Here is a 21,835-nt window from a genome sequence, read left to right as displayed (position 1 = left end):
TTGAAATGCGCGCCTGACCCGGACATCACTTGTCAGTTGTGAGCGGGAACCGCGGATATGTTGACGTCGCGAGAACGCTGCAGATGATTAGCGGCGGGCCACCATCGACCTGGTCTTGTTCGACGGTTGGCGGGTTGTTTTGTGAAGTTCGGCCACGAGACCGAGGCAAAATTCGAAGACACTATGAAACCACGTTCAGCTTGTCGGAATTCTTTACACTGGGCGCGGCCAGTCCACCCACCGGACGATCTCGCGTCTGGTCAAGCCAATCATCGGCGAAAAAAGATATCCGACACACAACCTAAACATACTAAACGGAGCGGCCTCGGATGAAGGGCCGCTCCGTTTGTGTGGCTAAGCCAATCTGGTTTAGGTTGACTTCCGGCGGCGGCGCAGCAGGCCGAGGCCCGTCAAACCGGCTCCCAGGATGGACAGAGTGGCGGGCTCGGGAACCCCCGGCGGAGGAGGAGGCGCCGCAGGCGTGTAGTTGTAGTCTGCCACGATCGTCAGTGTGCCCGTATCGGTGTAGGTAGCTATACCGTTACTATTGCCAGAGCCGATGGTTAGTTGCCCGAGGTCGCCGGCGGTGACGGCCCACGCCGTCTCGAACGCCGCGAGATCGCTACTCACGGTCGCATTTCTGGTCGTGGTACCGGAGACAGGCTGAAAACCCGAACTCGCTCCCGCTCCCAGCGTCGCGGAAAAGGACGAACTGGCGAGGGTAATCGACTTCTGCGCGAGGTTCGGATAGGAGTATTTTAGCGTGTTCAACAGACTGCCGGTGACACTCGTCGAGCCGGTGCCACTGTTTTTAAGGTTAAGAGAGCCATTGACGCTGTCGGTGATAGTAATGGTGATGCTGTTCAACGTCCCAAGGCTGGTATTGAACCCCGCGAAACCAAGGCTTTGGGTCGGCGTGAAGTTGGGGGTTTGGGGTGTCGTTCCCCAGTCGGTCAACGCACTGAAGGTTGCGGTCTGCGCGACCACGTTCGCGAACGACAGCGAATTGCTGGCCACGAGTGCGGTCGTTGCAACAAGGGCGACTTTGTAGGGGTTCATCCGATCTCTCCAGGTACCATGTGGGCAGCGTCTTAGGCGTGGCAGGTTCAATGCAAGGGCTATGCCAGTTTTTAACTTGTTGAAATTATTGATCGATGATGCCGAGGCACTTGCGAAGTGTAAAAAATTCCGACTCTCAGCCGGCGACAAACATGCCAGCCCCTGAAAGTGTGGACGACGCCTGATTGGATGAAATTGTTGGGTCTCGAATCCGGGGAACGGCCTTCCAGTAGCCGATTTTGTCCTTATGTCCCGGTGTGGGGCGCCTGGTTCCAACCAGCGACGCCGTGTGACACGCGGCAGGCTGGCACGCCATGCCCAGAACAACCCGCGCTAACGCTTTACACCGTGCGAGCATGATGCCGGGCACCTCGGCGAAACCGGCGGACGGTACCCGTCACCTCCCCATGCCCGATGCGCTCGGGTGCCGATCCGAACCGGCAGGCCAGGCGGGACCATGCTACCGTCCTCTGGCAAAGGGACGACCGCTGGCCGATCTGTGTTCGCCTTCCGAAATGCAACGGAGGCCGTGGATGCAGGTGCCGCAGCTTGGTGGAACGCACATTTCCGTCCCTCCCCGAAGTGCCTTATATCCAATTGCGTGCAGACCTCATCCGCTCTTCCCCAAGACTACCTGACCCGCCTGAACCCCGAGCAGCGCGCGGCCGTCGAAACTGTCGATGGCCCGCTGCTGGTGCTGGCCGGTGCCGGCACCGGCAAAACCCGCGTGCTGACCACGCGATTCGCCCACATCCTGCTGACCAAACGCGCCTTCCCGAACCAGGTGCTGGCCGTCACGTTCACCAACAAGGCCGCCCGCGAGATGCGCGAACGGGTCTCCGCCCTCCTCGGCGAACCCGCGGAGGGCCTGTGGCTGGGGACATTCCACGCCTTGTGCGCCCGCATGCTGCGCCGGCATGCCGAACAGGTCGGGCTGGCATCCAACTTCACCATCCTGGACACCGACGACCAGCTTCGCCTGCTGAAGCAGGTGATGGAGGCGGAACGGATCGATACCAAACGTTGGGTGCCGGCGGCGCTGATGGCGGTGATCCAGCGCTGGAAGGACCGCGGCCTGACCCCGGCGCGGATTACCCCGAACGAAGACTCCGACTTCGCCAACGGCCTGGCCCAGACGCTGTATGCCGCCTATCAGGACCGCCTGCGCACCTTGAACACGGTGGATTTCGGCGATCTGCTTCTGCACATGACGGAGATCCTGCGGACCCGGCCGGACGTGCTGGCCGACTACCATCGCCGGTTCCGCTACATCCTGGTGGACGAGTACCAGGACACCAACCTGGTGCAGTATTTGTGGTTGCGGCTGCTCGCCCAGGGCCACCAGAACATCTGCTGTGTCGGCGACGACGACCAGTCGATCTACTCCTGGCGCGGCGCCGAGGTGGAAAACATCCTGCGCTTCGAAAAAGACTTCGAGGGCGCCCACATCGTCCGCCTGGAATCCAACTATCGTTCCACCGCCTCCATCCTCGCCGCCGCCTCCGGCTTGATCGCTCACAATGAGGGCCGGCTGGGCAAGACCCTGCGCCCGGGCCGAACGGACGCCCAGGACGGCGAAAAAGTCTCCGTCGTCGAACTCTGGGATTCCGACGAAGAAGCCAAGATGGTCGCCGGCAAGATCGAGGAACTGCGCCGCGACGGACATCCTTTGGCCGAGATGGCTGTCCTGGTCCGCGCCGGTTTCCAAACCCGCGCCTTTGAGGAACGGCTGATCCAGGTCGGTATCCCCTATCGCGTGGTCGGTGGCCTGCGGTTCTACGAACGCGCCGAAATCCGCGACGCCATCGCCTATATGCGCGCCACGGTGCAGCCGGCCGACGATCTGGCGTTCGAGCGGATCGTCAACGTGCCCCGCCGCGGCGTCGGCGAATCGGCGCTGCGGACCATGCACGAAGCCTCCCGCGCGTGGCAGGTTCCGCTGTCCGTGGCTGCTGGCCGCCTGGTGGAAACCGCCGGCCTGAAAGGCAAGGTGAAGGAGGCGATCGGCGCGCTTCTACGCGACATGGGCCATTGGCGAGACATGCTGGCGGTCGATGGCCACGTCGTCACCGTCGCCACGATGCTGGACGAAAGCGGCTACACCGAGATGTGGAAGCAGGACAAATCCGCCGAGGCCCCCGGCCGGCTGGAAAACCTGAAGGAACTGGTTCGCGCCCTGGCCGATTTCGAGACGCTGGCCGGATTCCTCGATCACGTCGCGCTGGTGACGGAGAACGAGGACCGATCCGACACCGACAAGGTCAGCCTGATGACCCTGCACGGCGCGAAGGGACTGGAATTCGACACTGTCTTCCTGCCGGGGTGGGAGGAAGGCGTCTTCCCCAACCAGCGGTCGATGGATGAAAGCGGGAACAAGGGGTTGGAGGAAGAACGTCGCCTTGCCTATGTCGGTCTGACCCGAGCGCGGAAGCGGGCGATCGTCAGTCATGCGGCCAATCGGCGGATTTATGCGAACTGGCAGGTCAGCATCCCCAGCCGCTTCCTGGAAGAACTGCCCGACGCACATGTGGCGCAGATTGGCGGGTCTCGAACCGCCCGGATCAACGCGGCGACAGCGTTCTCCGGCCAGTTTCCGCTGATCGCCCGCCCGCCCCGCGTGATCGACGTCTGGGAGCAACCCGGACGTCCCGCTCGGGCTGACAAAATTCCGGTGGGCGCGCGGGTGTTCCACCAGAAATTCGGCTACGGCACGGTCAATGCGGTCGACGACGACAAGCTGGACGTGCATTTCGAAACATCCGGCGACAAACGCGTGCTGGATCGCTTCGTGGAGCGTGCCTGAGCGTGATCGTCTGAGGCCGGAGGCCGGAAGGCGTGAATCACGCGATCAAACAGAGAGTTCTTATGGCCAATCATCCGATCCCGCTGGAAACCGTCGCCGTCAGCGTGACGGAGGACGCACTGGAGGCCTACGAAGCCGCCCTGGCCAACGCGTGCGAAACGGTTGGTTTCTTCCGTAACCACGACACCGGCATCTGGCGGGTCGAGGGCGTCAAGCAGGTCGGCGTCAACGAGGCTGAACTGGCGTCCTCCCTGGCGGTGGCGGCTGTGATGACCGGCGAAGCGCCGGTGCTGGAGCGTTCGCCAACCGAAGCGGATGGCTGGTTGGCCCGGACCTACGCATCGTTCCCCGAACAGTTGATCGGTGAGCGGTTCGCGGTGCGCGGCACGCATCTGACCGGACCGGAGACGCCGAACCGGATCACGCTGACGCTGGACGCCGGACTGGCGTTCGGAACCGGCGAGCATGGTTCCACGCGCGGGTGTCTAGTCGCACTGGAAACCGTCGCGCGCCGCCGGCCGTCGCGGATTTTGGATATGGGCACGGGGTCTGGGATTTTGGCGATGGCGGCGGCGCGGTTGATGAACCAGCCCGTGCTGGCGACCGATATCGAACCCTGGGCGGTACGCGTGGCAGCGGAAAACGCGGAACTGAATGGGGTGACGCACCTGGTGACGGCTCGGCTGGCCGATGGATGGCGCGACCCGTTCGTGCGCGGCAGCGGGCCTTACGACCTGGTGTTCGCCAACATCCTCGCCCGCCCACTGTGCCTGATGGCGCGTGATCTGGCGTTGAATTTGGCTCCAGGCGGCACCGCGATTCTGGCGGGGCTGCTCGCCAACCAGGCGCGCTGGGTGCTGGCGGCGCACCGGTCGCAGGGGCTTCGGCTGGAGCGGATGTTGCCGCAAGGGCCATGGACGACGATCGTGGTGCGGAAAGCAGCAACCGCGGTCTGACGCGGGGCCAGCTATTCGTTATGACCGGCATCGGCAGCTTTCGTCGATCGTTGTGGTTATCCAACTTGCGACGGCCTGACGCAGTCTCGGAATTAGCCCGGGGCCGTTCTCAGGACAACGGATCATGCGAAATCCCGGCAGGCGTGAGTTTTCAGACGGTCCGCCGGGATTTCGCACATGTCCCCAATATCGTCGGACAAACTGTCGTCTGACGCACACATGGTTACGCACCGCCCCTGGTGGTCAAGCGTGGACCTTGGCTGTCAATTCGATCCCAAGCGCCTTCATCACCGATATCGTGGTTTTCAACGTCGGATTGCCTGTTTTGCTGAACGACCGGTAAAGCTGCTCGCGGGAAAGACCGGTCTGGCTGGCAATCTGTGCATCCCCTTCGCGCGCGCAATAATGCCAAGTGCATGCGCAATATACCCGAACCAACCAGCCACGTCTGGTCAGCACGAACGCGCATCCTGTATCCTCGACCTGACGCAGTCACTCAGGGAGGGTCGGACCATGCCCAGCATCGCCATCCAGGCCACCGACGGCACCGGCGGGTTCGCCGCCCACGTCGTGGAACCGAAGACCACGCCCGCCGGAGTCGTCGTGCTGATCCAGGAGATTTTCGGCGTCAACCAGGCGATGCGCGACATCGCCGCCTGGGTCGCCGATCTGGGGTTCATCGCCGTGGCCCCCGACTTGTTCTGGCGGATCGAGCCGGGCATCGACATCACCGACAAGTCGGATGCCGAGTGGAAACGGGCCTTCGAACTGTTCCAGACCTTCGACCAGGCGAAGGGGATCGAGGACCTGAAGGCCACCGTCGCTGCCTGCCGGACACTGCCCGGCGCCAATGGCAAGGTTGCGACCATGGGCTACTGCCTTGGCGGCCGGTTGGCGTTCATGATGGCCACGCAGTCGGATGCGGATGCCAATATATCCTATTACGGCGTCGGACTGGACGGTCTGCTGGGCGACCTGCCCAAGGTGACGAAGCCGCTGATCATGCATATCGCCGACAAGGACGCCTTCTTCCCGCCCGAGGGACGTGCCGCGGTTGTCACGGCAACCCGGGGGCACACACACGCCGTCAGCCACGTCTATCCGAATGCCGATCACGCGTTTGCCCGGGTAAATGGTATCCACTGGGACGGCCGGTCGGCGGCCATCGCCAACGGCCGGAGCGCGGAGGTCCTGGCGGCAACCTTAGGGCTCGCCGGGGAATAAGCGAATTGTCCGGCGAACGCCGCCGGCCTCTCATCGTCATGGCGGGCGAAGGCCCGCCGTCCACGCCTTGCTGTGTAGGTCTCGGAAAAAGGCGTGGATGGCAGGCCTGCGCCTGCCATGACGGGACTGGGCGACAGTGCCAACATCGAAGCATTTGTTTATGCACGAAGCCTTAGGATAACGCGTGGCGGAACCCGGGCACCCTCGGTTCCAGGCTCTTTTCAACACGGAGAACACGACCTGATGGATGGTTCAATCACCCCGGCGCCGGCCGGCAAGGGGCTCGCGAAAACAGCGGGCGCCCTGGCCGGAATCAAGGTCATCGACCTGACCCGCGTGCTGGGCGGCCCCTACTGCACCATGATTCTGTCCGACCACGGCGCGGACGTGATCAAGGTCGAGCCGCCGCAGGGTGACGAGGTCCGCGACTGGGGCCCTCCGTTCCACGGGGACGATGCCAGCTACTTCATCGGCGTCAACCGCAACAAGCGGGCGATCGCGCTCGATCTGGGCAAGCCCGAGGGCAAGGCCGTGCTGCTGCGCCTGCTGGAAGGCGCCGACGTGCTGATCGAGAACTTCAAGCCAGGCTCAATGGAAAAATGGAGGTTGGGCTATGAGGAGGTGCTGTCCAAGCGCTTTCCGGGTCTGATCCATTGTCGCGTCTCCGGCTTCGGCGGCGATGGTCCATTGGGCGGCCTTCCCGGCTATGACGCCATCCTGCAGGCCATGACCGGCCTGATGAGCGTCAACGGCGACGCCTCCACCGGTCCAATGCGGCTTGGCACGGCCATGGTCGACATGGGAACCGGCCTGTATTCGGCGATCGGCATCCTGATGGCACTGCATGAGCGTGGCCACTCGGGCCAGGGCCAGTATCTGGACATGACCTTGTACGATTGCGGAATGGCGCTGCTGCACCCGCAGGCGGCGAATTTCTTCCTCAATGGCAAGCGTCCGGCGGGCACCGGGAACCCGCATCCCAACCTTGTGCCTTACGACAAGTATCCGACCCGGACCTGTGAGATCTTCATTGCCAGCGGCAACAACGGGCAGTTTCGAAAACTGTGCGAGTTGGTCGGGCGGCCTGAATTGGCGGACGATCCGCGCTTCGCCAACAACGGCGAACGCAATGTCAATCGCGTCGCGCTGACCCTGGCATTGGCTGCCGCCTTCGCCGACCAGGACGGCAAGGAACTGGCGTTGCGGCTGATCCGGGCGGGTGTGCCGGCCGGGCCGGTACTGCCGGTGGATGAGGCCACCGCCGCGCCCCATACGGCGCATCGGGACATGGTCACCGAACTGGATTGGTACAAAGGCATCGGGACGCCCATCAAATTCAGCCGCACCAAGGGCGGCACCCGCCGCCCACCGCCGAAATTCAATGAACATGGCAGCGAAATCCTAACCCAGGCCGGCTATACCGAAGCTGAAATCGATGCGTTGCGCGAAGCTGGCGTGCTGCACGTAAAGCGGCGGCTATAGCGGGCGCGGACCATGTGGCCGCTCGATCTGCCCGCTCGTGAGGTGTTGAAGCTGCCTGGGGAAACCATGATCCCCTGGGCAGTCTTCGATTGGCAATGGTATCTTCGCACCTACCCCGACGTCAGTGCCGACGAACCGGCGGCGGTTCTCGAATATTACCTGGAGATCGGACAGCGGCAGGGTCATTCGCCCAATCGCATGTTCGACGAATCGTGGCATCGGCAGATGTATCCACAAATCGCCGAGCGGGTGGCGGCGGGCGGCGATTGGCGGTCCGCCTTCGATGCCTATTGCCGGCGCGGCGCCCTGGATCGGTCCGCGCATTGGCTGTTCGATGAGTTGGCTTATCGTGACCGCTATCCTGATCTGACGAATGAGGTTCTCGCCGAATTCGGGCTGTTTAATGGTTACGATCATTACCTGCGCCACGGCATCGAGGAAGATCGTATCGGCCACCTGCTGTTCGATCCACATATCTATCTGTCGCATTTCGACTCCTCCGACGTTGCCGCGATCCGTGAAAATGGTGTTTTCCAGCACTACCTGAACCGTATCGAATCCGGCGAGCCGGAGTTGCGCACATCAATTTATTTCGATCCGGCATGGTATCTGAAGCGCTATCCCGACGTCGCCGCGACGATCGCGGCAAAGCGGTGGAAATGTGCGCTGCATCATTACTTGTGCAACGATACGTCGACCGAATTCGATCCGCTGGAGAGTTTTTCGGAGTCCTGGTACCTGCGGCGCGATCCCGGCCTGCGGGCGGTGGTGACAGCGCGCAGTTTCCGTAACGGATACGCGCACTTCCTGCGGTTCGGTGCGAAGGAGAAGCGCGCGCCAACCGCCTTCATCGATCTTGCCTGGTACGCCACGCAACCGCCGGTGCGAGCGGACCTGGAACAGGGGCGTGCGGCGGATGCCTATGCACACTGGCTGGCGATCGGCGCCGCCGCCGGGCTTCCTTCGGCCAGACCCGAGACCGAGACGATCACCGTTGGGCAGGCCCAATATCTGTTCCATCAAGCGGCCGTCGCGCAATTGCCGATCGCCGGGCGTCACGGGTACCGCTTCGAATGCCAGGCCGAACCCGTCGTCAGCGTCGTCATGGTGGTGCGGAATGGCTTCGCGGCAGCGATGGCCACGATCGCCTCGCTGCGATCCAATACGGTTTCGGACATCGAACTGATCATCATCGACTGCGCGTCCGGGGACGAAACCAGCGCGATCGGACAATACGTTCCGGGCGCCAAGGTGTTGCGGTTCGAAAGCGATATCGGCTGGTCGCGGGCAGCAGATACGGGCCGACAGCTTGCTGGGGCACAAACCGTATTGTTCCTGTGCAGCGAGGGTCGGATCGCACCGGGATCGGTGGACCGAGCCCGTGCCCGCCTGACGGCGGATGAATCGATTGGTGCCGTCGGCGGAATGATCTTGCAAGGGCTTGGCACCATCGCCCAGGCGGGCGGCATCCTGTGGAATACCGGCGGTACCCACGACTACAAGCGCGGTGTGTCACCATTGGAGCCGGAGGCGAATTTCGTTCGTGCGGTCGATTTCTGTGCCCCGGCCTTCCTGTTGGTGCGAACCGCGCTGCTTTCCCAACTCGACGGATTCGACCACGAATGTGCGACCGGGTACGAGACGGTCGATCTGTGCCTGCGGATCGCCGAAGCCGGGTTCAGCGTGGTCTACGATCCGTCCGTGATGCTTGCCGTCGGCGATGCGGGTCCGGCGCGCGGTTCGCCCAGCGAACATTTCCTGCACAAGCACGCGGCGGCGCTGGCGGAACGGCAGGCACCCGGCGGTCTGCCCCAGGTGTTCGCCCGCCACGCCGGCGCGAAACCACACCGCATCCTGTTCATCGAGGATACCGTGCCGCTGCGGCGGATCGGCTCCGGCTTCGTGCGCGCGAACGACCTGATCCAGGTGATGGCGTCCCTCGGCCACGCCGTCACGGTTTTTCCGGTGAATGGGTGCGACCACGACCTGACCCGCGTGTTCGGCGATATGCCGGACTCGGTGGAGGTGATGCACACATTGTCGCTGGACAATCTCGCCGCGTTTCTGACCGCCCGGCCGGGCTACTACGATATGGTCTGGGTCGCGCGGACACATAATTTGGCGCGGGTAAGGCCGATTCTGGCACGATCGGTGGCGGCCGGTACCTTGAAGGCCCGCATCGTGGCGGATACCGAGGCGATCACCCCGCACCGGGAGGCGATGCAGGCGGAACTGGCCGGTGAGCAGTACGATCTGCCGTCCGCGATGCAGGCGATCGTGACCGACGCCGCGATCTGCCAACAGGCCGTGGCAGTGACCGAAGCGGAGGCCGGCACGCTGCGATCGCTCGGTTTCCCGCATGTCTCGGTCATCGGGCACATGATCGAGCCGAACCCGACCACGCGACCGTTTGCCCAGCGGGCGGGGATGCTGTTCGTTGGTGCGGTTCATCAAGCAGACAGTCCCAACCTCGACAGTTTGGTCTGGTTCGTCGATGCCGTGCTGCCGTTGATCGAAGCCGAATTGAAATGGGAAACCCGGCTGACCATCGCCGGATACGTCGCACCCGGGATCGATATGAGCCGATTCGATCACCATCCGCGCGTCACCTTGCGTGGCCCGGTCGCCGATCTGACCCCACTTTACAACGCCCATCGGGTCTTCGTCGCACCAACCCGATATGCCGCGGGGGCGCCCTATAAGGTGCTGGAGGCGGCTTCCCGCGGCGTACCTGTCGTTGCCACCGATGTGTTGCGCGGGGAGCTGAATTGGAATCCGGGCCGGGAACTCCTGGTCGCCGGTTCGGGCGATCCCGTGCGTTTCGCGGCCCATGTAGTGGCGGTGTACCGCGATGCGACACTGTGGCAGTCGATCCGCGAAAGGGCGTTGCACCGCTTGCAGCAGGAGAATGGGCGTGCGGAATTTACCCGGGCGGTTGCCTCGGTCATCGCACCGCAGACGTCAGTGACGCCATTAAAGTGATATTAGTCTCAAATATATTCTATACATCTGTATTTGTATTAATTTATTATCTTAGTTTCGCGTAAAAAATCTTGACTGATATGCGCCATGCTCGTACGGGGGGTGCCGCAGAGTGATCCCCCCAAACTCTGCTTTCTTCGGCGGCCGGCCTCGCTATTCCCCCTCCCCAGCGGGGCCGGTCTTCGGGTGGCAGCCTACGAAAAAGGCCGCGTCTCTATCTCCATCAGTTCCATGGAGTCCCCGATCGCAAACCGGCCGCCGTCGACGACTTCGGCATGAACGCCCAACTCGACATGACCATAAAGCGAACGAAGTTCCTCGAGCGGCTTGGCGTCGCGCTCGCCGGTCTCCGGGTTGACCTCGGTTGCCGGACACCGCGTCGTGCCCTTCAGCACCCGCACGACCGCCCCGCCGATCTGCAACTCCCGGCCGATCCACTCCCGCTCGGCCCAGGCAGGCGCACCACTGAACCACACATTCGCGCGAAACCGCCGGCGGTGGCGACGCGCACCCACCTTCGATTCGAAATCGCGCAAGCTGGCAAGATTGTTCAGGCTGATGACCTTGGTCTTCTGGTCGCTGAACACATGGCCTGGAATGTGGTGAAAGGTCGGCTGGCCACGGGCTTCCGCCCCCATATAGTCGGCCAGGAACCCGCCGATCCGCTCCCGCCCCGCCGGAGTCATCGGATTTGCCTCGATCGCGCTGCCATCGGGCGCGCGGATGCGAAGAATCTTGGAACCGGGGTCGAACACGCTGAACAGCATCGCCGCGCGGGCATGCTTCATCTGGCACAGGAAATTCCACTTGGGCAGCCAAGTGGGATTGGCCGGGTCGAATCCCGAATCCCCCTGGGCAAGCGCGAAGGCACGGTCCCACGGGATGGCGCCGCCCGCTTCCACTTCCGTCTCCTCCAGCGCCTCCGCCGTCAGACCCTTGACCGGATAGCGATACAGATATTCGATTCGCATCGTCTGGCCTCCCCTTGAGCGATAGTCTGCTCCGCCCCACTTCGGTTTCAAAGCCCGTTCTTGTCGCCTCTTGAGGGGCAGGAATTGGCCGTCGCCTGATGAAAGGGACAGGATATGGATCTTCAGAAGTTTACCGAACGCAGCCAGGGATTTCTCCAGGCGGCCAGCACGATCGCGATCAGGGAATTCCACCAGCGGATTACCGCGGAGCACCTGCTGAAGGCGCTGCTGGATGACGAAGAGGGCGCCGCTTCCGGCCTGATCAAGGCCGCCGGGGGCGACCCGAAAGCCGCGGCCGCCGCGAACGACGCCGAGGTGGCACGCCAGCCGAAAGTCAGCGGCGGCGGGGCCGGACAGCCGCAACTGACACCGGAACTGGTACGGGTGTTGGACGCCGCGCAGCAGGCGTCGACGCGCGCCGGCGACGAGTACGTGGCGCAGGATCGGCTGCTGGTGGCGCTGGCGGAGTCGAGCACTCCCGCCGGGCGCGCGTTGAAGGCAGCCGGCCTGACGCCGCAGGCGCTGGAGAAAGCGGTTAATGACATTCGTAAAGGCCGCAAGGTTACCAGCCCGAACGCCGAGTCCAACTTCGACGCCTTGAAGAAATACGCCCGCGACGTGACCGCCGTCGCCCGCGAAGGCAAGCTCGACCCGGTGATCGGCCGTGACGAGGAAATCCGCCGCACGATCCAGGTGCTGGCGCGCCGCACGAAGAACAATCCCGTGCTGATCGGCGAGCCCGGCGTCGGCAAGACCGCCATCGTCGAGGGCCTCGCCCTGCGCATCGTCAACGGCGACGTGCCGGAGGCGTTGAAAGGCAAGCAGCTTCTGTCGCTCGACCTCGGCGCGATGGTCGCCGGTTCGAAGTATCGCGGCGAGTTCGAGGAACGCCTGAAGGCCGTCCTGAAGGAGATCGAGGACGCCCAGGGCCAGGTCATCCTGTTCATCGATGAGATGCACACCTTGATCGGCGCCGGCCGCGGCGACGGCGCGATGGACGCGTCCAACCTGATCAAGCCGGAACTGGCCCGCGGCACGCTGCATTGCATTGGTGCGACCACGCTGACCGAATACCGCAAGCACGTGGAAAAAGACGCCGCGCTGGCCCGTCGCTTCCAGCCGGTGTTCGTGGGTGAGCCGACGGTGGAAGACACCATCAGCATCCTACGCGGCATCAAGGAGAAGTACGAGCTGCACCACGGCGTGCGGATCGCCGACGCGGCGTTGGTTGCAGCGGCAACCTTATCGAAGCGCTACATCACCGACCGGTTCCTGCCCGACAAGGCGATCGACCTCGTCGACGAAGCGGCAAGCCGTCTGCGCATGCAGGTGGATTCGAAGCCGGAAGCACTGGATGAACTCGACCGTCGCGCGATCCAGTTGAAGATCGAGCGCGAGGCGTTGAAGAAGGAAAGCGATGCGGCGTCGAAAGACCGGCTGGTCAAGCTGGAGAAGGAACTCGCCGATCTCGAGGACCGCTCGAACGCCATGACCTCCGTTTGGAAAAACGAGAAGGAGCAGGTGCTGGAGACCCAGAAACTGAAGGAGCGTCTGGACCAGGCGCGCAGCGAGGTTGAGATCGCCAAGCGCGATGCCAACTGGGTGCGCGCCGGCGAACTGGTCAACGGTGTCATCCCCGCCATCGAAGGGCTGCTGGCCCAATCGTCCGACGGCAAGCTGGTGAACGAAGCAGTGACCGAGGAAAGCATCGCCGCCGTCGTCGCGCGCTGGACCGGCGTCCCGATGGAAAAGATGCTGGAGGGCGAACGGGGCAAGCTGCTGCGTATGGAAGACGAACTGCGCAAGCGGGTCGTCGGCCAGGAAGAGGCGCTGAAAGCTGTCTCCGATGCGGTTAGGCGGGCACGTGCCGGCTTGCAGGATCCGAATCGGCCGATCGGCAGTTTCCTGTTCCTGGGTCCCACCGGTGTCGGCAAAACCGAATTGACCAAGGCCCTGGCGTCGTTCCTGTTCGACGACGACAAGGCGATGGTGCGTATCGACATGAGTGAATACATGGAGAAACACGCGGTCTCGCGGCTGGTCGGCGCGCCTCCCGGCTATGTCGGCTACGACGAAGGCGGCGTGCTGACCGAGGCGGTGCGCCGGCGCCCCTACCAGGTGATCCTGTTCGATGAGGTCGAGAAGGCGCATGAAGATGTCTTCAACATCCTGCTGCAGGTCCTGGATGACGGTCGCCTGACCGATGGCCAGGGCCGGACGGTGGACTTCACCAACACGATCATCGTGCTGACGTCCAACCTCGGCAGCGATGTCCTGTCGCACCAGAAGGAAGGCGAACCGACGGCGATGGTGCTGGGTGAGGTGATGGCGGTCGTGCGCCAGCATTTCCGCCCCGAATTCCTGAACCGGCTGGATGAGATCGTGCTGTTCCGGCGGCTACAGCGGAGCGACATGGCCTCGATCGTGGAGATCCAGTTGGCCGGGCTGCGTGGATTGCTGGCGGCACGGAAAATCGGTCTGGACCTGGATCGCAGCGCGCTGGATTGGCTGGCAGCCGAAGGTTACGACGCCACCTACGGTGCTCGGCCGTTGAAGCGGGTGATCCAGCGGTCGTTGCAGAATCCGTTGGCCGGACTGATCCTGGAAGGCGGGGTCAAGGAAGGCGACACGGTGCGGGTCGCGGCCGGAGCCGATGGACTGGTTATCAACGGGCGCCTGGCCGAAGCGGCGTGACGGTGGGACGGTGGGACGGGGGGCGGTGTGGCGCCGCCTCCCTGCTTCCGATGGCTTGAAGTCCAGTTTGACAGCGTCCCGCCGGATCTGGTCAAGCGCCTGAAGATAAGACTGTCACGCCTGGACGCCGCCACGCAACCTGACGAAATGGATGCTGCCGGTTTCAACTTTCACCGCTGCAGGGCAAACCCGTCCGCTACACGATTCACATCAACGGCCCATGGCGCCTGACCTTTGAATGGGACGGGGAAGACGCTGTCCGGGTCGATCTTGAGCAATATCGTTGAGTGTCGCGACGGACATGCCGCGTGTGTCACCTCTGCGCCGCGCGGCTGCACGCTACAAGCAGAAACGACGGGCGTTCGCGTTCATTCGCCCACTCGGGGTGCAACGTGAGTTGCTCCGCGGTCGGTCCCCACTCCTCGATATGCGACAGGGTAAACCCTGAGCGCCGCAATAGGTTTACGTAAGTCGCTATCGTTCGATGTTGCTTGATCACGCCCTTCGCGAGCCAGTCTGTCGACCGCGGGCCCTCATCGAGATAACTATCCACCGGCCATGTCGCATGTCCTGCCGCATCGATCGACCAACCGGGATGATTCGGTGCGGTAAATAGCGGGTGCTCAACTGAGAAAATCAGGCTGCCGCCCGGCACGAGCGCCGCATGCACCCTGGCGATAAGCCGTTCGAGGTTTGCAATGTAGTGCAAAGCCAGAGAGCTATAAGCCAGATCGAACGCCGCCGAACCGGCTTGGAAATCCTCCAGATCGGCCCTGGCATAGGTAATCGCGACGTCATCGGACTCTGCTTTCGCCCGTGCCAGCATCCGTTCGGATACGTCCACGCCCAGGACGCTCGCCGCGCCGTTTTGCCGCGCCCACCGGCAGAACCAGCCGAAGCCGCAGCCCAGGTCCAGCACACGCCGGCCATCGAGTGCCGGAAGCATGGCGCGCAATGTGGGCCACTCTGGCGCGCCGTCGAGACCTTCGACCGATCGCGGCAGCCGGCTGTAGCCTTCGAAGAACGTGTCATTGTCGTAAATATTTTGCGCCATCGCTCGTTCCATCCGCTTCACCAATGATCTGGGCGGGCTCTGCCGTCTTGGTCAGGGGTCCGTCCGCACCGCCGGTGACCGAGCCAAACGACGGGCGGTGCGCAGCAGCATTTGACGATCCTCGGGGTCGCATTCGCGATACAGCCGCAGCAGTGCGAGTTCGTCGCCCTGCCGTACGTCCCCCACTGCGCGCTTGTCGTCGCCATACATCAAATACTCGACGTTCACTTCCAGCACACCGGCGATGCGGGACAGATTTCCGGTGACCTGGCCGGCGCGTCCGGTCTCCCACTGCGCGACCGCGCTGCGAGAGACTCCGACCCGGTCAGCCAGTTCGTCCTGGGTTAGGCCCCGATCTCGCCGAGCGGCGCGGATACGTGTGCCGATGTCTTGGGGTGTGCTCATATCCGTTAGTATAATTCACTCCATCTAACGAGGTCCAGCGAAATCGAGGGCTCGGACAGGGTGGCGTGCGTGGTCTCTCGCTATCGTTCGGCTACCTGCGGGTCCACGGCTCTTTCGCCATGGATCCTTAATCGTTGTCTCTCTCGGTTGTCCGGAGCTTCGATCCCAAGGCAAATTTTCCTGATTAGATACGTTATTTTAATTGACACTATCCGTCATATTATCTAACTAACGTCATGTTCTCTTAATGTTCGCAGTGGGGTCGCCAATGCCTAGGAAGACAGTCTGGACTGAAGGACAGGATACCCAGATCCGCCGCCTCCGCACCGAGGGCGCTAGCTGGGACGTCATCGCTCTCGCGCTCAGCCTCGCCCGCTGGACGGTCATCGAACGTGCCCGAGCGATCGGGGCCGAACGGCTGCCGCCCAATGCCGCCGAGGTCCTGGACGAAGCCGACCGCGAACCGCTTCCCGCCGGCCACGCCGATACCTGGGGCGCGATCAACCGCGGCACCGGCTTGGAGGACGTGCCCTTCCAGACGCCCGGCATGATCCGCTGAGCGCGGCCGGACACACCCAAAACGCCGGAAGGACCCGAACATGAAGACGCCTCGCGCCACCAATCCAGCTACTGCCGTCCCGAATCCGGTCGTCCGTCCGCTGATGACCAACGGCTATGAGATCGACGCCGACTACGTCATCTATCGGCTGGAGGAAGCCGGTGCGACCCTGCTCGCCCTGCCCGGCACCGGGTATTCAACTCGACTGCGCTCCTCCTCGCTGGAAATCGTCCGCACCGCGCTCGAGGCCTACGGCTGGACCGAGGCTCGGATTCGCCCTTCGGTCCCGGCGGCAGACAAGATCAGCCGGATGGACGAGGCCATGGGCTGGATCCCGCTAATTCCGCTGGATCGCTATGTGCTGCGTCGCGTGGTGGGCGCGCGCAGCCTGGTGCATCCGATCACCGACCGGCATCTGTTTCCCTGGCGCCGCCTCGGCAAGGCGCTTGGCGCGGACCACAAGGCGATTCAGCGGTGGCACGCCCAGGGGATCGGACTGATCGTCGCGGCGCTGAAGGCGGCGCCGTAGGGTCTTCGGTTGTCGTCATGGCCCGTGAAATTCAGCCATGGCGACAGCGGGATTGCGGCCTAAGCGGGATGCTTGTGGATCGGATCGACCCAGTAGACCGCCTCCGGCTTCTCCACCGGCTCGATATCCAGGTTCACTACCACCGCCTCGTTGTCGCTGCGCACCAGCACACATTCCAGCGTCTCGTCAGTCGAGGCGTTAATCTCCTGATGCGGCACATAGGGCGGGACGAAGATGAAATCCCCTGCCTCGGCTTCGGCGACATATTCCAGTTTCTCACCCCAACGCATGCGGGCCTTCCCACGGACGACGTAGATCACGCTTTCCAGCGCGCCATGGTGGTGCGCGCCGGTCTTGGCATTGGCGTGGATGTTGACCGTGCCGGCCCAGATCTTCTGCGCCCCGACCCTGGCGAGATTGATCGCCGCCGCACGGTTCATGCCGGGGGTCTGCGCCGTGTTGGTGTCGAGCTGATCGCCCTTGATTACCCGTACACCGTTCAGCTTCCAGTCCACTGGTTCGTGGTGATGGTCGTGATCGTGGGTCATTGTGTATCTCCGCTCAAAGCGTGATCGCCGGAGGTGCCAATCACGCGATCAAACAAACCTCGCGGGTCAGCCGCCCGCGACAAACTTTTCCAGCCAGTGGATCGTGTAGTCACCTGCTTGGAATTGCGGGTCGTCGACGATCCGCTGATGCAGCGGGATGGTGGTCTTGATCCCCACCACCGCGAATTCGTCCAGTGCCCGCCGCATCCGGTCGATCGCCCGAGCCCGGGTTGGTGCATGCACGATCAGCTTCGCCACCAGACTATCGTAATATGGCGGCACGAAATACCCGGCATACAGCGCTGAGTCGACCCGCACGCCTAACCCGCCCGGCGCATGGAACGCCGTCACCCGACCCGGTGTCGGGATGAAGGTAACCGGGTCCTCGGCGGTGATCCGGCATTCGATGGCATGACCGCTGAACGTGACGTCGCGCTGCTCATAGCCGAGGGGCGCACCCGCGGCGACGCGGATCTGTTCCCGCACCAGATCGACATCGCACAGCATCTCGGTCACCGGATGCTCCACCTGCAACCGCGTATTCATCTCGATGAACGAGAACTGCCCGTCCTGATACAGGAATTCCAACGTCCCGGCGTTGCGATATCCCAGTTTCCGCAGCGCCGTGGTCGCCGTTTCGCCCAGCGCCTGTCGCTGCGCGGGGCTGATAGCCGGCGAGCCAGCCTCTTCCAGCAGCTTCTGATGCCGCCGTTGCAGGCTACAATCGCGCTCGCCGAAATGCACCACGTTGCCATGGTTATCGGCCATGATCTGCAGCTCGATATGCCGCGGCCGATCGAGATATTTCTCCATGTAGACGGCATCGTTGCCGAACGCCGCCCGGGATTCGGTGCGCGCCAGACGGAAAGCGTCTTCCAGTTCGGACGGGTCGCGCGCCACCTTCATGCCGCGCCCGCCACCGCCAGCCGCGGCCTTGATCAGCACCGGATAGCCGATGCGTCCAGCAACCGCCCTGGCGGTTTCCAAGTCAGGCAGTTCGCCATCAGATCCGGGGACCAGAGGGATGCCCACGGCGGCCACCGCCGTCTTCGCCGCGATCTTGTCGCCCATCATGCTGATGTGGTCAGCGGACGGGCCGATGAACGTCAGCCCATGCGCGTCCACCATTTCCGCGAAGGCGGCATTTTCCGACAGGAAGCCGTAGCCGGGATGGATTGCATCGGCGCCGGTGATCGCCGCGGCCGACAGGATCGATGGGATGTTCAGATAGCTGTCCTTGGCCGGTGGCGGGCCGATACACACGCTTTCGTCCGCCAGACGGACATGCATTGCCTCGGCATCGGCGGTGGAGTGTACCGCCACCGTCGCAATCCCCAGTTCCCGGCAGGCGCGCTGGATGCGAAGGGCGATCTCGCCGCGATTGGCGATCAGGATCTTTTGAAACAAATGCCTATTCCAGGATGATCAACACTTCGCCGTATTCCACCGGCGCACCACTCTGCACCAGGATGGCCGCGACGGTGCCCGCCTTCGGCGCCTTGATCTGGTTGAACGTCTTCATCGCCTCGATCAGCAGCAGGGTCTGGCCCGCCGTAACCTGCTGCCCTACGGTGACGAACGCCGGTGCGCCGGGTTCCGGTGCCAGGTACGCCACACCAACCATCGGACTGACGACCGCCCCGGGATGGGCAGCCGCATCCTGGGCGACAGCCGCCACGAGCGGTGCCGCCGGCGCCGGTGCCGCGGCCGCCACCGGGACGACCGTCGTCGCCACGACGCCGCGGACGACACGGATGCGGGAGTCCTTGTCGGCGATCTCGATTTCGGTCAGGCCGGTTTCAACCAGCACCGCCGCCAGCGCGCGGATGGTGTCGGGATCGATGGGGATACGAGTCAACGGCTTTCCTCCAGAATATCGGCCATCGCCGGCAAGGTGAGGGAATCGCGCCGGAATGATGCATTGCCAGCGCGCGTAGCATACGCGACGCACCGGGTCCAATTTTGGAGGGAGAAAGATCGGGGCTTTGCCCCGGCCCCCACCAAGGAACGGCGCTCCTTGGAACCGGCACCCAGGCGCGTTTTGCCTGGCGCGGGTCGGCTTTCGGTCCTGCGAACGTTGTCGCCGACCCTTTGGCGCACCATACTGACGTGCATGAATGGTTCCGTGACATTGACCTTGAACGGTGAAAGCCGCGTTTTCGAAGGCCCCGCCGGCGGCCCGCTGTCCGTCTCGGGCTTGCTGGTCATGCTCGCCCTCGACACCAAGAAGGTCGCGGTCGAGCGGAACGAGGAGATCGTCCCCCGATCGCGCTACGCCGAGACATGGCTGGCGAGCGGCGATGCGCTGGAGATCGTGCATTTCATTGGTGGAGGCTGAGCATGGACGGATCAATCGCGCCCGAAGGCACCGCGGTCGACGACACTTGGACGGTGGCGGGCCGCACATTCCGGTCTCGGCTGATCGTCGGCACCGGCCGCTACAAGGACCTGGAGGAAACCGGCCGAGCGATCGAGGCCAGCGGAGCTGAGATCGTCACCGTTGCGGTCCGGCGGGTCAACCTGTCGGACGCGGGCGCACCGATGCTGCAGGATTACGTCGATCCGAAGAAATACACCTACCTGCCCAACACCGCCGGCTGCTTCACCGCCAAGGAAGCGGTTCGTACCTTGCGCCTCGCCAGGGAAGCGGGTGGCTGGAATTTGGTGAAGCTGGAGGTCCTGGGGCCACCGCCGCTGCTGTACCCCGACATGCAGGGCACGTTCGAGGCGGCCGAAGCGCTGATCAAGGACGGCTTCGAGGTCATGGTCTATTGCGCTGATGATCCGATCGCGGCGAAGCGGCTGCAGGAAATGGGGTGCGTAGCGATCATGCCGCTGGGCGCACCGATCGGGTCGGGCCTGGGACTGCAGAATCCGGCGATGCTGTCCATGATCATGGAGCACGTGACGGTGCCATTCCTGGTCGATGCCGGCGTGGGCACCGCGTCCGACGCGGCGATCGCCATGGAACTCGGGTGCGACGCGGTGCTGCTGAACTCGGCGATCGCGCATGCGAAGGACCCGATCCTGATGGCCCGCGCGATGAAGGTCGCGGTCGAGGCGGGGCGACTGGCCTACCGAGCCGGACGGATGCCCCGGCGGATGGGTGCTGATCCGTCGAGCCCGTTGACGGGATTGATTCGGTAACAGATTGGTTCGTTCCGGCCAGTTATGTCATGGCCGGGGCAAGCAAGCGATGGTCGAAGAACTGTTTGGCCGATCTGCCGGGGTGTATGCGTCATGGCCGGGCGTGTCCCGGCCATGACGTGGAGAGTGTTCCCGGCCGGCCCAACCCTTCTCCCCGCCATCGCTGTCCGGGCACCTATGGCGCCATAGCCCGGTCAGGCCGCCCTCGCGCCTACAAATAATATTCCGCCAGCGGTGCGAATCCGTTGAACTTCGTGCTGCAATACGTCGAAACGTAAGCGCCGGTCGACAACAGTTCCACCCGGTCGCCCGACGTCAGGGCCAGCGGCAGCCGGTAGTTCGACTTCTCGTACATGATGTCCGCGCCGTCGCATGTCGGGCCGGCGATCGCCACCGGACCCATCGCCGTCCCATCATGAGGCGTGGTGATTCGATACTTGATCGATTCGCCCTCCGTTTCGGCCAAGCCACCAAAACGGCCGATATCGAGATACACCCAGCGTACTGGGTCGTTCTTGTCACGGCGGCTGGCCAGCACGACTTCGGCCTGCACCACGCCGGCATCGCCGACGATGAAACGGCCCGGCTCGATCACCATGTCCGGCAGATTGTTACCGAAGTGCTCTGTCATCGCGGTCATGATCGCATTGCCGAATTGATCGATCTCCGGCACGTCGTCGCGATACCGGGTCGGGAAACCACCGCCAAGATTCATCATGCGCAGATTGATCCCGGCCTCGGTCAGGTCGGTGAACAGCATGGCGACCTTGCCGATCGCAATCTCGTACGCTCGGGTTGTCGTCTGCTGGCTGCCGACGTGGAACGACAGGCCATACGGGTCCAGGCCCAGGTCGCCGGCCTGCAGCATAAGCTCGCGTGCGCTCTCGATCGTCGTCCCGAATTTCCGCGACAGCGGCCAATCGGCACCCTCGTTCTCCACCAGGATACGGCAGTAGACCCGAGCACCCGGGGCATGACGGGCGAGTTTCTCCAACTCCTCACGCGAATCGAAGGCGAACATGCTGACGCCAACGTCGTGGGCACGACGGATCGCCGACACCTTCTTGATCGTGTTGCCGAAGCTGATTGCCTCCGGCAACGCCCCAGCGTCGAGACAGGCGTCAACTTCCTCGATGCTTGCGGCGTCGAAGTGGCTGGACAAGCCGACCAGCCGCTCCAGCACCTGATGCGCTGGGTTGGCCTTCACGGCGTAGTAGATCCGCGCCAGCGGCAAGGCATCACGAAGGGTGCGGAAATTCTCTTCCACACGGTCCACGTCCAGCACCAGACACGGCGTTGCCGGCTGATACTGCGTCAGGAATCGGGCGATCTTCGGGGTCATCGCGCCGGGCCTCCCTATTTGGACGCTCACCTTTCCAGGCGATGAGCGTAGTTGACGAAACGGTCGAACGAACCAGCGAC

At 63.4% G+C, this 21,835-nt stretch carries 19 protein-coding genes; 10 read left to right on the top strand and 9 right to left on the bottom strand.

Going from position 1 to position 21,835, the window contains the following annotated elements:
- Nucleotides 1-369: 369 nt before the first annotated feature.
- A complete protein-coding gene (locus tag GSQ89_RS38480) occupies nt 370-1,059 on the bottom strand; it encodes a choice-of-anchor E domain-containing protein (protein ID WP_216856165.1) in 690 nt (229 codons plus the stop codon).
- 589 nt (nt 1,060-1,648) lie between these two features.
- Here GSQ89_RS38480 and GSQ89_RS13545 point away from each other — a divergent pair.
- Nucleotides 1,649-3,862 carry an ATP-dependent helicase gene (locus tag GSQ89_RS13545; RefSeq protein WP_371734250.1) on the top strand — a complete coding sequence of 738 codons (2,214 nt, stop codon included), beginning with the start codon at nt 1,649-1,651 and terminating at the stop codon, nt 3,860-3,862.
- Between the two features lie 62 nt (nt 3,863-3,924).
- Complete coding sequence (locus GSQ89_RS13540) at nt 3,925-4,818, top strand: 50S ribosomal protein L11 methyltransferase (protein WP_158925917.1); 894 nt, start codon at nt 3,925-3,927, stop codon at nt 4,816-4,818.
- 243 nt (nt 4,819-5,061) lie between these two features.
- On the opposite strand, the gene GSQ89_RS13535 is transcribed toward GSQ89_RS13540, so the two are convergent.
- Nucleotides 5,062-5,277: an addiction module antidote protein gene (locus GSQ89_RS13535; RefSeq protein WP_254073195.1), complete on the bottom strand. Its 216-nt coding sequence runs from the start codon at nt 5,275-5,277 to the stop codon at nt 5,062-5,064.
- A 54-nt stretch (nt 5,278-5,331) separates the two neighbouring features.
- Here GSQ89_RS13535 and GSQ89_RS13530 point away from each other — a divergent pair, with 54 nt between their 5' ends.
- The 3 genes from GSQ89_RS13530 (at nt 5,332) to GSQ89_RS13520 (ending at nt 10,506) form a co-directional block, all read left to right on the top strand.
- Nucleotides 5,332-6,042 (top strand): dienelactone hydrolase family protein, encoded by a 711-nt coding sequence (locus GSQ89_RS13530; protein WP_158925915.1) that lies wholly within the window; start codon nt 5,332-5,334, stop codon nt 6,040-6,042.
- 243 nt (nt 6,043-6,285) lie between these two features.
- On the top strand, nt 6,286-7,524 hold the full coding sequence (locus GSQ89_RS13525) for a CaiB/BaiF CoA-transferase family protein (protein WP_158925914.1): 1,239 nt from the start codon (nt 6,286-6,288) through the stop codon (nt 7,522-7,524).
- A gap of 12 nt (nt 7,525-7,536) precedes the next feature.
- A complete protein-coding gene (locus GSQ89_RS13520; RefSeq protein WP_158925912.1) occupies nt 7,537-10,506 on the top strand; it encodes a glycosyltransferase in 2,970 nt (989 codons plus the stop codon).
- A gap of 194 nt (nt 10,507-10,700) precedes the next feature.
- Here the strand turns inward: GSQ89_RS13520 and GSQ89_RS13515 are convergent, their stop codons facing one another.
- Nucleotides 10,701-11,477, bottom strand: coding sequence for an MOSC domain-containing protein (locus GSQ89_RS13515; RefSeq protein WP_158925910.1), 777 nt, complete (start codon nt 11,475-11,477; stop codon nt 10,701-10,703).
- Nucleotides 11,478-11,591: 114 nt separating this feature from the next.
- Between GSQ89_RS13515 and clpB the strand changes: the two genes are divergently transcribed.
- Nucleotides 11,592-14,171, top strand: coding sequence for an ATP-dependent chaperone ClpB (gene clpB, locus GSQ89_RS13510; protein WP_158925908.1), 2,580 nt, complete (start codon nt 11,592-11,594; stop codon nt 14,169-14,171).
- A 313-nt stretch (nt 14,172-14,484) separates the two neighbouring features.
- On the opposite strand, the gene GSQ89_RS13505 is transcribed toward clpB, so the two are convergent.
- Both GSQ89_RS13505 and GSQ89_RS13500 read right to left on the bottom strand, forming a co-directional pair.
- Nucleotides 14,485-15,225, bottom strand: a complete 741-nt coding sequence (locus GSQ89_RS13505; protein WP_158925906.1) for a bifunctional 2-polyprenyl-6-hydroxyphenol methylase/3-demethylubiquinol 3-O-methyltransferase UbiG — start codon at nt 15,223-15,225, stop codon at nt 14,485-14,487.
- Nucleotides 15,226-15,276: 51 nt separating this feature from the next.
- The gene (locus tag GSQ89_RS13500) at nt 15,277-15,630 is read right to left on the bottom strand and encodes a helix-turn-helix domain-containing protein (RefSeq protein WP_158925904.1); all 354 of its coding nucleotides are present in this window, start codon (nt 15,628-15,630) and stop codon (nt 15,277-15,279) included.
- Nucleotides 15,631-15,898: 268 nt separating this feature from the next.
- Here GSQ89_RS13500 and GSQ89_RS13495 point away from each other — a divergent pair, with 268 nt between their 5' ends.
- Entirely contained in the window at nt 15,899-16,189 is a 291-nt protein-coding gene (locus tag GSQ89_RS13495; protein ID WP_158925902.1) for an AsnC family protein, read from the top strand.
- Between the two features lie 40 nt (nt 16,190-16,229).
- A complete protein-coding gene (locus GSQ89_RS13490) occupies nt 16,230-16,718 on the top strand; it encodes a DUF6362 family protein (RefSeq protein WP_158925900.1) in 489 nt (162 codons plus the stop codon).
- 59 nt (nt 16,719-16,777) lie between these two features.
- On the opposite strand, the gene GSQ89_RS13485 is transcribed toward GSQ89_RS13490, so the two are convergent.
- The 3 genes from GSQ89_RS13485 to GSQ89_RS13475 form a co-directional block, all read right to left on the bottom strand.
- The gene (locus GSQ89_RS13485) at nt 16,778-17,266 is read right to left on the bottom strand and encodes a cupin domain-containing protein (RefSeq protein WP_158925898.1); all 489 of its coding nucleotides are present in this window, start codon (nt 17,264-17,266) and stop codon (nt 16,778-16,780) included.
- A 66-nt stretch (nt 17,267-17,332) separates the two neighbouring features.
- Nucleotides 17,333-18,673: an acetyl-CoA carboxylase biotin carboxylase subunit gene (gene accC / locus GSQ89_RS13480; RefSeq protein WP_158925896.1), complete on the bottom strand. Its 1,341-nt coding sequence runs from the start codon at nt 18,671-18,673 to the stop codon at nt 17,333-17,335.
- Between the two features lie 4 nt (nt 18,674-18,677).
- Nucleotides 18,678-19,124 (bottom strand): acetyl-CoA carboxylase biotin carboxyl carrier protein subunit, encoded by a 447-nt coding sequence (locus GSQ89_RS13475; protein WP_158925894.1) that lies wholly within the window; start codon nt 19,122-19,124, stop codon nt 18,678-18,680.
- Nucleotides 19,125-19,391: 267 nt separating this feature from the next.
- On the opposite strand from GSQ89_RS13475, the gene thiS reads away from it, so the two are divergent.
- Together thiS and GSQ89_RS13465 are read left to right on the top strand one after the other, a co-directional pair.
- Nucleotides 19,392-19,604, top strand: coding sequence for a sulfur carrier protein ThiS (gene thiS, locus GSQ89_RS13470; RefSeq protein WP_254073194.1), 213 nt, complete (start codon nt 19,392-19,394; stop codon nt 19,602-19,604).
- 2 nt (nt 19,605-19,606) lie between these two features.
- A complete protein-coding gene (locus tag GSQ89_RS13465) occupies nt 19,607-20,413 on the top strand; it encodes a thiazole synthase (protein WP_158925890.1) in 807 nt (268 codons plus the stop codon).
- A 211-nt stretch (nt 20,414-20,624) separates the two neighbouring features.
- Here the strand turns inward: GSQ89_RS13465 and GSQ89_RS13460 are convergent, their stop codons facing one another.
- Nucleotides 20,625-21,755 carry a type III PLP-dependent enzyme gene (locus GSQ89_RS13460; protein ID WP_158925889.1) on the bottom strand — a complete coding sequence of 377 codons (1,131 nt, stop codon included), beginning with the start codon at nt 21,753-21,755 and terminating at the stop codon, nt 20,625-20,627.
- Nucleotides 21,756-21,835 lie beyond the last annotated feature (80 nt).

It is taken from the genome of Acidisphaera sp. S103 (assembly GCF_009765975.1).
Classification (GTDB): Bacteria; Pseudomonadota; Alphaproteobacteria; order Acetobacterales; family Acetobacteraceae; genus Rhodopila.
This window is presented reverse-complemented; position numbering and strand designations above follow the sequence as displayed.